The organism is Telluria sp. AZSoR62, from assembly GCF_058111565.1.
In genome coordinates this window covers 127611-140670 of record NZ_JBYTST010000005.1, presented here as the reverse complement: position 1 = coordinate 140670, position 13060 = coordinate 127611, and the positions used below count along the sequence as shown (strand labels likewise).

The following is a 13060-nucleotide window of genomic DNA, read 5'->3' as shown; positions in this document are numbered from 1 at the left end:
CCGATGCAGTTTGACGTCGTGAGCTTATTTCCAGAAATGTTTGCCGCATTGACGCAGTCGGGTGTAACCCGGCGCGGCATCGAGCAGCAGCGCTGGGCCCTGCAGGTCTGGAATCCCCGCGATTTCACCCAGGACCGCCACCGCACCGTGGATGACCGCCCCTACGGCGGCGGACCCGGGATGGTGATGCTGGCAAAACCGCTCGAAGCCGCGATCGCTGCCGCCAAGGCGCGCCAGGTCGAACTCGGCTTGCCTAGCCCGCGCGTGGTGTTCATGTCGCCGCAGGGCAAACCGCTGACGCACGAGCGCGTGATGGCGCTGAAGGATGAGCCGGGACTGGTCGTGCTGTGCGGACGCTACGAAGGCGTGGACCAGCGTTTGCTCGACCGCTGCGTCGACGAAGAGATTTCGCTGGGCGACTTCGTGCTGTCGGGCGGCGAATTGCCGGCAATGGCGCTGATGGATGCAGTAGTGCGGCAATTGCCTGGCGTGCTGGGCGACGATGCCTCGGCAGTCGAAGACAGCTTCGTCAACGGCCTGCTCGATTCGCCGCATTACACGCGCCCGGAAGTCTATGAGGGCGAAGCGGTGCCGCCGGTTTTGATGGGCGGCAACCACGCAGAAATCATGAAATGGCGCCGCCATCGCATGCTGGAAGCGACCCTGAAGAAACGGCCTGAACTCATCGGCAAGGCGCGCGGCGCCGGCCTCTTGAGCAAGCTCGACGAACAGTTTTTGGCAGGGCTGGGCCAGCCTGCCGAGTAAGAATGTACCTTGTGTGCATGTAATGCGGGCATTGTGCCCGCGCGTTCAACCCCATCCTCTACCGGGCGTCGCAGTTTATCAATACGCGCCGGCAAGATGGTTAATGGAGTCATAAAAATGAATCTGATTCAGCAACTCGAGCAAGAAGAGATCGCGCGCCTCGGCCGCAGCATCCCTGATTTCGCACCGGGCGACACCGTTGTCGTCAGCGTCAACGTCGTCGAAGGCAACCGCAAGCGCGCCCAGGCATACGAAGGCGTCGTCATTTCGCGTCGTAACCGCGGCCTGAACTCGAACTTCATCGTTCGCAAGATCTCGTCGGGCGAAGGCGTCGAGCGTACGTTCCAGCTGTATTCGCCGCTGATCGCTTCGATCGAAGTGAAGCGTCGTGGTGACGTCCGCCGTGCGAAGCTGTACTACCTGCGCGAGCGTTCGGGCAAGTCGGCACGTATCAAAGAAAAGCTGCCACAGCGCAAAGTCAAAGCTGCACCAGCAGCAGAGTAATCGCGTCTGTGTTCAGGAAAAGGCATCCGCAAGGATGCCTTTTTTCGTTGTCAGCCCGAGGAGTGTGATGTGAGCAAGCCCCTGTTCGATCCCATGGCGCTGCCCGTCGACGGCTTCGCCGGCGAAGCCGCCTTGGCGCCTGCGCAGCTGAGCGCGCACGCCGTGCGCGCACGCTTTGCCCGCACGCTGCCCTGGGACCCGGAACCGTCCGACGAAGCGCTGATGGCGCCGCCGCTGCGCCTGCGCCGCGCCGCTGTGCTGGTGGCCCTGGTCGACCGTCCCGAAGGCTTGAGCGTGCTGCTGACCAAGCGCACCGACCACTTGAGCAGCCACGCCGGCCAGGTCAGCTTTCCCGGCGGCCGCGCCGAAGAGCTCGACTCGTCCCCGATCGAGACCGCGCTGCGCGAAACCGAGGAAGAAATTGGCCTGCACCGCCGCCACATCGAGATCGTCGGCGTGCTGCCCGACCATGTCACCATCAGCGCCTACCGCGTGACGCCAGTGGTGGCCCTGGTGATGCCGCCATTCGAGCTCAATGCCGATCCAGGCGAGGTGGCCGAGATTTTCGAGGTGCCCCTCAGCTTCCTGATGGCCGGCGCGCACCACGAGCGGCGCTCGGTGGAGCTGCCGGAAGGGGCGGGCAGGCGCACCTTCTATGCAATGCCCTACGAGGACTATTTCATTTGGGGGGCAACGGCAGCAATGTTGCGGAATTTGTTTCATTTCCTGAGGGCGTGATCGCGCCCCCCCAAAATCGGGGTCAGGTCTGACATTCGGACACGAGCCCAGCCTTATTCCAGTTGAGCCCGTGTCTGAATGTCAGACCTGACCCCGAAGTTCGTTGTTCGCAGAGCACATGGATTTCTCTGCTCCGACCGAAGCTTTCTTCCACCCCCGAATTTGATTCCGGCCCACTTCTCCGCTATCGTAGCGGCAGCAGAGTATTGCCAGAACAAAAAAGGATTCCTGAATGACATTTTTCTCCATTCTCGTCGCGCTGATCATCGAGCAGCTCAAGCCGCTGCGCGCCGACAACCAGGTCTACGGTGGCATCAAGGGCTTCGCGATGCGCATCGAGCGCTGGTTCAATGCGGGCGAACAGAAAAATGGACGCATGGGCTGGATCCTGATGATGCTGGCGCTGATGCTGCCGACCTGGCTGGTGTACTGGGTCTTCATGTACTACAACCTGGTGCTGCTGGCGTTTGCCTGGAATGTCCTGATCGTCTACCTGACCCTTGGTTTTCGCCACTACAGCCACTATTTCACCTCGATCCAGCTGGCCCTGAACACGGGCGACGAAGCCACGGCGCGCCAGTTGCTGGCCGAGTGGACCCGTAGCGACACGGTCGGGATGGATGCCACCGAAATCACCCGCGTGGCCGTCGAAAAGGCGCTGGTGACCACCCACCGCAACGTATTCGGCGTATTCTTCTGGTTCCTGATGCCCCTCGGGCCGGCCGGCGCCGTGATGTACCGGGTGTCGGAATACCTGGCGCGCGCCTGGAACGAACCGGACCACATGCGCAACGAAGCCTTCGGCCAGTTCGCAGCGAGAGCCTTCTACTGGATCGACTGGCTGCCGGTGCGCCTGACGGCGGTGGCCTTTGCCGTGGTCGGCAATTTCGAGGACGCGATCTATGCCTGGCGTAATTTCGCGCGCCGCTGGGCCGACGAATCGCGCGGCATCATCCTGGCGGCGGGCGGGGGCGCGATGGGCGTGCGCCTGGGTACGCCGAACGAGAATGCGCCCCAGCTGCTGCCGCTGGATGCGGCCACCGTGGACCTGGGCGACAGCGAATCGGAGTTGCTGCCTGGCGAGGAACCGAACCTGCGCGCGATGCAAAGCACCGTCGGGCTGGTGTGGCGGGCGCTGATCCTGTGGATGATCCTGCTGCTCCTGCTGTCGAGCGTGGTGTGGCTCGGGTGATCCATAAGTGCTCACTGCCTCGTCCGTGAGTCTTCTATAAGATATAATACTGCGCTGAAGTTGTCCTCATCCACGCAGTATTCTTGTTTCAGCAAGCAGCACTATGGCCGAGTTACCGCAGACCGCGGATAAAGGACTCAAAGACGAGTTTTTTATCCTGGGCATCACGAGCAACGGCAGGCAATTTCGTCCCAGCGACTGGGCCGAGCGCCTGTGCGGTGTCATGTCGTGCTTTGCGCCTGGCAAGGCCGGTCCCAATGCCCACCTGCAATTTTCCCCCTGGGTCCACCCGACGATGGTGGGCGGCACGAAGGCCGTGGTCGTCAGCCGCGAACTGCAGAAGGTCGAGCCGCTGGCTTATCACTTCGTGCTGAATTTCGCCAAGGACAATGACTTGCAAGTGGCGGACGCCTGTTTCGTGCCGCCGCCGGGCGAAAAGAAGCCTGGCGCCTGACGTCGTCCAGATCCTGCCCTTTTAGAATGTCGAACTGGCGCTATGATGAAAGTCATAGCGCCAGTTTTGCTTTGCGCGCCAGTTCTCGCGCAAGGCAGGGGAGAGCATCATGCACATCGGCGAAATCTGCACCAGCCAGGCAACTTTTTGCGCCCGCGATGAAACCGTCCAGGGCGCGGCCCTGATGATGCGCCGCCACCATGTGGGCGACGTGATCGTGGTCGACCAGGTCAACGGCGCCAGCATCCCGGTCGGCATCCTGACCGACCGCGACATCGTGGTGTCCGTTATCGCACCCGGGCTCGATCCGGCCAGCCTGCAGGTGGGCGACATCATGACCGACGACCTGCTCACTGCCCGCGAGACCGACGACGTCTACGAGACCATCGAGCGCATGCGCCTGCGCGGCATCCGGCGCGTGCCCGTGATCGACGCCCTGGGCAGCCTGTCGGGGATCGTCAGCGCAGACGATTTGCTGGAATTCCTGGCCGAAGAGATGGGAGAATTGTCCCGTATTAGCCCATATCAACAAGCACACGAACGCAGGGCCCGGCAGTAGGATTTCTGTCTGTTACCATCCTGCATGTTCAAAAACATGCGGGACGGCAGTGTCCTGCCAACATGACAGGACACCATGAAACCGATCAAGCTGATGACCGTCAAACGCGGCCTGGCTGCGCAGGCCGTGGCCGCCAGCCTGCTGTGCGTCGCACCGGGCCCCGCCTGGAGCGCACCGCAAGGGGACGCCCCGGCCAGGGCCGCCGCGGCACCTAACGCTGCGCCGCTGCCCAGGGGCGTCACGCTCGGCCCCTCGGTCGAGGGCATCACCGAATACCGCCTGGCCAACGGCCTGAAGGTGCTGCTGTTCCCGGATACCTCGCGCCCGACCGTCACCGTCAACATGACTTACCTGGTCGGCTCGCGCCACGAGAACTACGGCGAGACCGGCATGGCCCACCTGCTCGAGCACCTGCTGTTCAAGGGCACGAAGAAAAACCCGGACATCACCAGCCAGTTCTCGCGACGCGGCATGGAGTTCAACGGCACCACCTCGCTCGACCGCACCAACTATTACGAAGTGTTCCAGGCCTCGAAAGAGAACCTGGACTGGGCGCTGCAGATGGAGGCGGACCGCATGGTCAATTCGCCGGTCGCGCAGAAAGACCTTGCCTCTGAAATGACCGTGGTGCGCAACGAGTTCGAAAGCAGCGAGAATTCGCCCGGCAACGTGCTGTTCAAGCGCATGCAGAGCGTGGCCTACGACTGGCACAGCTACGGCCGCTCGACCATCGGCAACCGCAGCGACATCGAGAACGTCAGGATCGGCAACCTGCAGGCCTTCTACCGGACCTACTACCAGCCGGACAACGCAACCCTGCTGGTCGCGGGCAAGTTCGACGCCACTGCCACGCTGGCCACCATCAACCGCCTGTTCGGCGCCATCCCCAAACCGAAGCGCGCGCTGCCCCAGTTCTGGACCGTGGAGCCGACCCAGGACGGCGAGCGCAGTTTCGCGGTGCGGCGCCAGGGCGACGTGCAGATCGTCGCGGTGGGCTACAAGATTCCTTCGGACCTGCACAAGGATGCGGAAGGGCTGGGCTTTGCCTCCGAAGTGCTGGGCGACGCGCCCAACGGCCGCCTGCACAAGCTGCTGGTAGAGTCGGGCAAGGCCAGCCAGGTCTTCAGCTTCGGCCAGACCGGTTATGCGCCCGGCCTGCAATTCTTCGGGGCCGTGGTCAAGAAGAGCGAGCCGCTCGAGCCGGTGCGCGACTCCCTCATCGAGGCGGTCGAGGGCCTGGCCAAGCAGCCGCCGACGCAGGACGAAATGGAGCGTGTGCGCCGCTCCTACCTGAACACGATCGAGCGCAGCCTGAACGACCCGCAGGCGGTCGGCGTCGCGCTGTCCGAAGTGATCGCGCTGGGCGACTGGCGCCTGTACTTCCTGGGCCGCGAGCGCCTCAAGGCCGTGAAAGCCAAGGAAGTCGCGGCCAGCAGCGGCCGTTACTTCATGCGCAGCAACCGCATCGTCGGCAGCTTCGTGCCGGAAGACGCGCCGCAGCGCGCACTGGTGGAGGCCGCGCCCTCGGTCGAGACGGTGATGAAGGACTTCAAGCCGGCGGCGAGCAGCCTGGTGTCGGAAGACTTCGACCCGAGCCAGGCCAACATCATGAAGCGCACGACCCTGACGAGCGCGGGCGGCGTGAAACTGGCCCTGCTGCCGAAGAAGAACCGCGGCGAGACCGTGACGGTGAGCCTGCGCCAGCATTTTGGCGACGAGAAGAACTTGTTCGGCAAGAGCGCCATCGCCGGCCTGACCTCGGCCATGCTGATGCGGGGCACCACGAAGTACAGCCGCGCCGAACTGGCCGACGCGTTCGAGAAGCTCAAGATGACCGGCAGCCCGAATCACTTCCAGACCACGCGCGAGCACCTGGTCGAGGCGATCAAGCTGGCCGCCCACGTGCTCAAGGAACCGGCTTTCCCGGCTTCGGAATTCGAGCAGCTGCGCAAGCAGATGCTGGTCGGCCTGGAAGCGGGCCGCGCCGAGCCGCAGAGCGTGGCCGCGCGCGCGCTGGGCGTGCACTTCGAGCAGTACCCGCGCGGCGACATCCGCCACGCCAACACGCTGGAAGAAGACATCGCCGAGATCCAGGCCGTGCGCCTGGAAGACCTGCCCAGGCACCACCGCGAGTTCCACAATTCCAGCCCGGCCGAGCTGGCGGTGGTCGGCGACTTCGACCCGAAGGTGGTCGTGCCGCTGGTCGATGCGCTGTTTGGCAAGTGGACCGCGCCGGCCAACGTGGCGCCGATCCTCGGCAAGCACGCGGAGGTGGCGGCCGCCACCAAAATGCTCGACACGCCGGACAAGGAAAACGGCTTCTACATCGCGCGCATGAACCTCGACCTGAACCTGGAAGACCCGGACTACCCGGCCCTGATGCTGGCCAATTACATCTTCGGGGAGGGCGGCCTGAAGTCGCGCCTGATGGACCGCATCCGCCAGAAGGACGGCCTGTCCTACGGCGGCGGCTCGGAGCTGTCGGGCGGCGATTTCGACCGCGCCGGCGTCTTCATGATCAGCGCGATCGCCGCGCCGCAGAACCTGCGCAAGCTCGACGGGGCGGTGCGGGAGGAACTGGCGCGCGCGGTGAAGGACGGCTTCACGGCCGCCGAGCTGGCGGACGCCAAGTCGGGCCTGCTGCAGCAGCGCCTGCAGAACCGCACCAACGACGGCGTGGTGGCCTCGGGCTGGACCAGCTACCTGTACCGCGGCCGTACCTTCGAATGGTCGGCGGCGCTCGACCGCAAGCTGGCGGCGGTCACGCTGGCGCAGCTCAATGCGGCCTTCCGCAAGGCGGTCAATCCTGCCAAGCTGACCGTGGTGATGGCCGGCGACCAGGCCAAGGCGGGGGGCAAGGCCGAAGCGCCCGCCAGGACTGCGCCCTAGAAGCAACACTGCACGCGTCCAATTGTGACAGCGCCCTGATGCTGCGTTAAAATGTTTCCTTTAAGAAGCATGCGTTGCAAGGCATCAGGAGCATCATGAAAGGCACATCCAAAACCCAGCCGGCGCAGACTCTCCAGTTTGCCGGCAAGGTCGCACTCGTCACGGGCGCGGCCAGCGGCATCGGCCGCGCCACCGCACTGGCCTTCGGCCGCGCCGGCGCCCACGTCGTGGTGGCCGATACCGCCATCGACGGCGGCCATGCCACCGCCGCCATGATCGTCGAATCCGGCGGCAAGGCCTTGTTCGTGCGCGGCGACATCACCCGCGCGGGCGAGGTCGAGGCGCTGGTCGACAAGGCTGTCAGCTACTACGGGCGCCTCGACATCGCGGTCAACAACGCCGCCCTCGACGAAGAGGGTGCGCCGCTGGCAGAGGGCGAGGAAGACCAGTTCGACCGCATCATGGGCGCCAACGTCAAGGGCGTCTGGCTGTGCATGAAATACCAGCTGCGCCAGATGCTCAAGCAGGGCGGCGGCGCCATCGTCAACGTGGCCTCGGTCTCCGGCCTGGTGGGCGCTCCCAACCGCGCGGTGTACGCGGCCAGCAAGCATGCGGTGGTGGGGCTGACCAAGAGCGCTGCGGCGGAATATGCGCGCTCGGGCATCCGCATCAATTCGCTGTGCCCGTCCGCGGTGAAGACCCCGATGCTGGTGCGCGCCGTCGAGCGCGACCCGAGCAGCGAAAAGAAGCTCAAGGCGGCGCACCCGATGGGGCGCTTTGCCGAGACGGCGGAGATTGCGGCTGCCGCGCTGTGGCTGTGTTCGGACGGGGCGTCCTACGTCAACGGGCACGAGCTGGTAGTGGATGGCGGGTTTACGGCGGTGTGAACCTGGGGTCCCGGCCTGCGCCGGGACGACGGATCATCGGTCGTGGGCACGCATCACCTTAGCCTCTATCCCGCATTCAGTTCCGCCACGAAGTCATACATATCCCCCCTGAAGTACGAGCGGCACAATTCCACCGCCCGCCCATCCCGGGCAAAGCCCAGCCGTTCCACGCACAAGCCCGCATCGCCCTCGCGCGTCTGCAGCAGCGCCGCCTGTTCCGCATTGAGCAGCAACGCCGACAGCCGTTGCAGCGCCCGCACCGGCCGGTTGCCGCTTGCCGCCAAAGCCTCGTACATCGAGTCGCCGACCGCATCGAGCGAGTCCAGGGCAAAGGCCGCGATGGTCGCGTATTCCAGGCACATCGGCATGTCGTCGGCGTAGCGGATGCGGTTGAAACGGTAGACGGCGGTGCCGGGCGAGAGCCGCAGGCGCAGGGCTTCCTCGGGCGTGACCAGGCCTTCCGAGCGCTTGAGCCACTCGTTGCGCGGCACCCGCCCACGGGCGCGCATGTCTTCGGAAAATGAACTCAGGCGGGCGAAGTTCTTTTCGATGCGGGTGTTGATGAAGTTGCCCGCGCCGGCGCGCCGTACCAGCAGGCCTTCCTCGACCAGCGCATCGATCGCCTTGCGCACGGTAATGCGCGAGATCCCCAGTTCCTCTGCCAGCTGGCGCTCGGCCGGCAGCGCCGAGGCGGCGCCGAACAGCCCATCGCCGATGGCCTGGCGCAGCGCCTGCTGCAGCTGCTGGTACAGCGGAAGCTTGCCGCCGCCTGCGGCGGACTGCATCAGTGCGGCGAGATCGATCATGCGGGCCCCATGGAGTTCAGGTCGGCCGCATCATACCACCGCGGCGCGGCTCATTTGGGGCGCGGATTCTTGAGCGGATGCTCGACCACGGCCACCCGGCCGGCGCGGATTTCGTTTACGGCCGCGCCCACCGCGCGCGCCACGTTGCGCATTTCTTCCTGCACCGCCGTGTCGCGGTCCAGCGTGTCGTGGCTCTCGGCATACGACTCGTAATAACCGATGTAGCGGTCGAGCTGGGCGAAACTGCCGGCGTCGATCAGGCCCATCCACGACAGCCAGTCGGCCAGCGAGCGGCGCGTGCCTTCGATGCCGGCCACGTCGCCGTGCACCATCAGGCCGTAGGCGCGGCCGGCCAGGTGCTTGGGGTAGTCCCAGCCGGCCAGCTCGATCTCCTTGGCCTGCTCGGCCTTCTTGCCGTGGGTGGAGGTCGGGTCCGGGTTGCCGCCGTCGGCGCAGACCAGGCGGTCGATCATCAGCTTGAGTACGCCCGGCGCCTGGTACCAGTAGACCGGGGTGACGATGATGACGCCGTGGGCCAGCACCCAGCGCTCGTAGATCTCGTTCATCCAGTCATTGACCTGCCGCTCGGCGTGGTTCGGGTAGCAGCTGCAGGGCCAGTGGCACAGCGGCATGGCAGTCGACACGCAGCCCTTGCAGGGGTGGATGTGGCGGTCGTAGTCGGAATTGAGCAGGCTCAGGTCGAGCAGGTCGGCCTCGAAGCCCTCGGCCATCAAGGTGTCGCGCGCGAGCGTGGCCATGCGCCAGGTCTTGGACACTTCGCCGGGACAGGTGCCATCGTTGCGCGCCGAGCCGTTGATGATCAGGACGCGGTTGCGCGAGGCCGGGTCTTTCTGGTGCCGCTCGGCGGCCAGCAGGCGGTCGCGCGCCTCCTTCCACTCGATCGACAGGTCATAGCCGGGATCGGCGAAGCCCGGACCGGCTTTCACGGTGCGCGGCGCCTTGCGGCCTTCGGCATAGGCTTCCCAGGCCACCTGCTCGATCGCCTCGAGCTCGGGCGCGAGCTTGTCGAAAGCCGGGTCGTGGAAGGACTGGCGAAAGCGCAGGTGGAATTCGTTGCGCCCCAGCTTGGCGGGCGCTTGCCCCTTGCGTACCGTTGTCATGCCATCTCCACATTTACCGCGATCAGTTTGTGGATTATCGGGCGGGCCGCGGAGGGCGGATGTTCGCGCGCGCACATATGCTCTTGGAAGCATGCGAGGGCGGGACAAACCGTGGACGAAAAAAAGCCGGACAGCGTCCGGCTTTTCAGGAAGGTGCAAAAGGCTTACTTGGCCGCGGTTGCCGCGCCGCCCTGCTGGCTCAGCAGCATGACCCAGTACTTGGCCAGGTCGCCGGCGCCGGCGCCGCCCTTGACGCTCTCGAAGGTCTGGATCGCTTCGGCTTTCTTGCCGGCGCGAACCTGTGCCATGCCCAGGCGTAGCTTGGCTTCTTCGGCGTTCTTCAGGCCGCCCTTGGCGATACCCTGCTGGATGAAACCGATGCCCTTGTCGGCCTGGTCCATCGTGGCATAGGCCCAGCCCAGGTTGACCAGGCCCGCGCCGGTCTTGGCCTTGGACGCGCCCGCTTCGCCGGCGGCGATATTGCGTGCATCGTCGGCGGCGCCCTTGTTGGCCTTGTCGCGCAGCGCGGCGTGGGACTTCGCGTTGGCGCCCTTGCCCAGCACGCCGGCGGCGTAGCCGGCTTCCATGACCTTCTTGGCTTCGGTCGGGAAGCCGTCGCGCAGCGACAGCTCGGCCAGGTCGACGTATTCTTCCGCCGCCATCTGCTTCACGGCCGCGAATTCCAGGCGGTACACGTTGATCATGTTGGTCTGGGCGTCGAAGCCCTTCTGGCGAGCGACGCCGCGGTTGAGCAGGTCGGTCCAGAAGTCGTCGTTCGGGTAGTAGCGGGCCAGCTTCTCGAGGCCGACCAGGTAGGCGGCGTCGTCCTTCATCTTGATGGCGGCCGACGCCAGCAGGCGCAGGTCTTCCTCGGACGGCTTCTGGCCGGCCTTTTCCATCTCGTTGACCATCGGCAGCAGCTGGGTCTTGGCCGCGGCGAAGTCGCCGCCCAGGTATTGCGCGCGAATCTTGGCGCCGCGCACTTTCTCAGGCGTTGGGCTTTCTTTCTCGTAGCGGGTGAACCACTCGATCGCCTTCGGGTAGTCCTTGGCGTTGTAGTGCATGTTGGCCAGGGCCTGCATGAAGTCGGTCTTCTCGGTCGCGTTCAGGCGGCCCGAGTTGATCACGGCTTCCAGCGCCGGCATCGCCATGGCGTTGTTGTTGGTGGTCGAGCCCAGCGACAGCTTCATGCGGTTGACGACGTACTGCTCGTACGGGGTCTGGTTCGGGAAGGCTTCGGCCTGGGTGATGCGGCTCTGCACTTCGGTGTAGTTCTTGGCGTCCATCAGGGGCTTGATGGCGGCCGGATCGAGCAGCTTGAAGAGTTCCGGACGGACGGTGTCCTTCGCCGGGGCTGCCGCGGCAGCAGGCGCATCGGTCTTTTGCTGCGCGTGGGCACTGGTAACAAGCGCCGGGGCGGAGACGCCGATAGCGGCGAGCATCAGGCAGAGGCGGGCAAGACGGAATTGGGCCATGGAGTATCCTTCAATCAAGTCGATAATGATGAGAAATGCATACACGCCAACAATGGCGAAAATGCCAATCTCGGCAAAGGGTGCATTGTCCCATAAAGCGCCATTCTCAGGCTCGGCAATTGTGCCGCAGGGCGGCCAGGCACGCCCGTGCGGTTACATAGCGTTACCGTCTTGCGCCGGCTCAGCCCTCGAAGCCGGGCACCGGGCAGCGGCCGCGGGCGTCCAGCTCGCCGGCCAGCCAGTCCACCGCCGCCTCCACGGCGGGCGCCGCAAAGCCATAGGTGAGCAGGGCGGGGGCGTCGAAGTCGAGCGCCTGGTAGGGGTTCCACAGCGCCAGGTGCAGGTCGGGGCGCCAGGTCGCGCGCGCCTGCGGTCCGTAGCGGCGGCGCGAGGTCGAGGCCAGGATCGTGAAGCGGCCGTCCTGCGCCAGCGCGCTCCAGTCGAAGGTCTCGGCGTCCGCAAAGGTCACCAGCTCGACGTCGTAGAGGCGGCCAAGGCTTGCGGCCACGCTGGCCGCCGGCACGCCGGATTCCGACACGCCGTCGCTGACCACGTCGGCCCGCGCCACCAGCCGGATCTTGCTGCCGCGCGCGGGACGCTGCGGCTGGCCCAGGGCGGTGAGGCCGGCGCGCCAGGCGCGCGCCATCAGGGCGCGGTCGTCGCTGTCGGTGGCGTACGTCACCGGGCCGGCGGGAAAGCTCGCCGCCAGGCTGGACAAGCGCGCCAGGCGTGCTTCCACTTCGTGCAGCGGCAGCAGCCCGTCGCGGATCGCGGCCGCGATTGCCTGCACGGTTTCCAGCTGGGTCTCGCGCGAGCCGATCGCCATCACCATGTCGGCGCCGGCCACCAGTGCATTCACGGCCGCCTGGCCGGCGCTGTAGCGGTGGGCGATCGCATGCATGTCCATGCCGTCGGTGATGATCACGCCCTGGTAAGCGAAACGCTCGCGCAGGATGCCGGTGAGGATGGGGCGCGACATCGTGGCCGGGAACTGCGGGTCGAGCGCGGGGTAGACGATGTGGGCGGTCATCACCGCGCGCGCCTTGGGCGCGGCGATGCGGAAAGGCGCGAACTCGAAGCGTTCCAGTTCCGCCAATGGCTTGTCGACGGTCGGCAAATCGCGGTGCGAATCGACGTGGGTGTCGCCGTGGCCGGGGAAGTGCTTGACGCAGCAGGCCACGCCTTCGCGCTCGCTGCCTTCCATCCAGGCCAGGGCGATGCGGGTGGCCGTTTCCGGGTCGGCGCCGAAGGAGCGCTCGGCGATAACGGGATTGTGCGGGTTGTTGTTCAGGTCCAGCACCGGCGCGAAATTCCAGTTGAAGCCGAGGGCGCGCACCGCGCGCGCCACCGCTGCGCCGACCTCGCGCGCCAGCGCCGGATCGTTGGCCGCGCCCAGCGCCATCGCGCTCGGCGGCGCCGGCACCCAGGTCGAACGCACCACGGCGCCGCCTTCCTGGTCGAGCGCGATCAGCGCTTGCGCGCCCATCGCCTCGCGCAAGCCGGCCGTGAAGCGCGCCAGCTGGCCGGCATCGAGCATGTTCTGGCGGAACAGGCAGGCGCCGCGGATCTTGTGCTGGCGCAGGAAGGCGCCGGTATCGGCATCGAGTTCGGTGCCGAACAGGCGCACCATCATCAGCTGGCCGGCCAGGTCGAGGTAGTCGCTCATAAGC

Annotated in this window: 12 protein-coding genes; 8 read left to right on the top strand and 4 right to left on the bottom strand. The window is 65.7% G+C overall.

The window, feature by feature from the left end:
- Window positions 1-3: 3 nt before the first annotated feature.
- The 8 genes from trmD to AC3XQU_RS10090 all read left to right on the top strand — a co-directional run bounded on the left by trmD (window position 4) and on the right by AC3XQU_RS10090 (window position 7988).
- Window positions 4-765, top strand: coding sequence for a tRNA (guanosine(37)-N1)-methyltransferase TrmD (gene trmD / locus AC3XQU_RS10125; RefSeq protein ID WP_489874029.1), 762 nt, complete (start codon window positions 4-6; stop codon window positions 763-765).
- A 117-nt stretch (window positions 766-882) separates the two neighbouring features.
- Window positions 883-1269, top strand: coding sequence for a 50S ribosomal protein L19 (gene rplS, locus AC3XQU_RS10120; RefSeq protein ID WP_171086142.1), 387 nt, complete (start codon window positions 883-885; stop codon window positions 1267-1269).
- A gap of 69 nt (window positions 1270-1338) precedes the next feature.
- A complete protein-coding gene (locus AC3XQU_RS10115; protein ID WP_489874028.1) occupies window positions 1339-2007 on the top strand; it encodes a CoA pyrophosphatase in 669 nt (222 codons plus the stop codon).
- Between the two features lie 232 nt (window positions 2008-2239).
- Window positions 2240-3199 carry a CobD/CbiB family protein gene (locus tag AC3XQU_RS10110; RefSeq protein ID WP_489874027.1) on the top strand — a complete coding sequence of 320 codons (960 nt, stop codon included), beginning with the start codon at window positions 2240-2242 and terminating at the stop codon, window positions 3197-3199.
- Window positions 3200-3302: 103 nt separating this feature from the next.
- Window positions 3303-3653, top strand: a complete 351-nt coding sequence (locus AC3XQU_RS10105; protein WP_489874026.1) for a DUF3579 domain-containing protein — start codon at window positions 3303-3305, stop codon at window positions 3651-3653.
- Between the two features lie 109 nt (window positions 3654-3762).
- A complete protein-coding gene (locus AC3XQU_RS10100; protein ID WP_489874025.1) occupies window positions 3763-4212 on the top strand; it encodes a CBS domain-containing protein in 450 nt (149 codons plus the stop codon).
- 75 nt (window positions 4213-4287) lie between these two features.
- Complete coding sequence (locus AC3XQU_RS10095) at window positions 4288-7101, top strand: M16 family metallopeptidase (protein ID WP_489874024.1); 2814 nt, start codon at window positions 4288-4290, stop codon at window positions 7099-7101.
- A gap of 95 nt (window positions 7102-7196) precedes the next feature.
- Window positions 7197-7988 (top strand): SDR family oxidoreductase, encoded by a 792-nt coding sequence (locus tag AC3XQU_RS10090; RefSeq protein ID WP_489874023.1) that lies wholly within the window; start codon window positions 7197-7199, stop codon window positions 7986-7988.
- Between the two features lie 65 nt (window positions 7989-8053).
- Here the strand turns inward: AC3XQU_RS10090 and AC3XQU_RS10085 are convergent, their stop codons facing one another.
- The 4 genes from AC3XQU_RS10085 to AC3XQU_RS10070 form a co-directional block, all read right to left on the bottom strand.
- Entirely contained in the window at window positions 8054-8794 is a 741-nt protein-coding gene (locus AC3XQU_RS10085; protein WP_489874022.1) for a GntR family transcriptional regulator, read from the bottom strand.
- Window positions 8795-8844: 50 nt separating this feature from the next.
- Complete coding sequence (locus tag AC3XQU_RS10080) at window positions 8845-9915, bottom strand: flavodoxin family protein (RefSeq protein WP_489874021.1); 1071 nt, start codon at window positions 9913-9915, stop codon at window positions 8845-8847.
- Between the two features lie 164 nt (window positions 9916-10079).
- Window positions 10080-11390: a tetratricopeptide repeat protein gene (locus AC3XQU_RS10075; protein ID WP_489874020.1), complete on the bottom strand. Its 1311-nt coding sequence runs from the start codon at window positions 11388-11390 to the stop codon at window positions 10080-10082.
- A gap of 181 nt (window positions 11391-11571) precedes the next feature.
- Window positions 11572-13056, bottom strand: coding sequence for a glycoside hydrolase family 3 protein (locus AC3XQU_RS10070; RefSeq protein ID WP_489874019.1), 1485 nt, complete (start codon window positions 13054-13056; stop codon window positions 11572-11574).
- Window positions 13057-13060 lie beyond the last annotated feature (4 nt).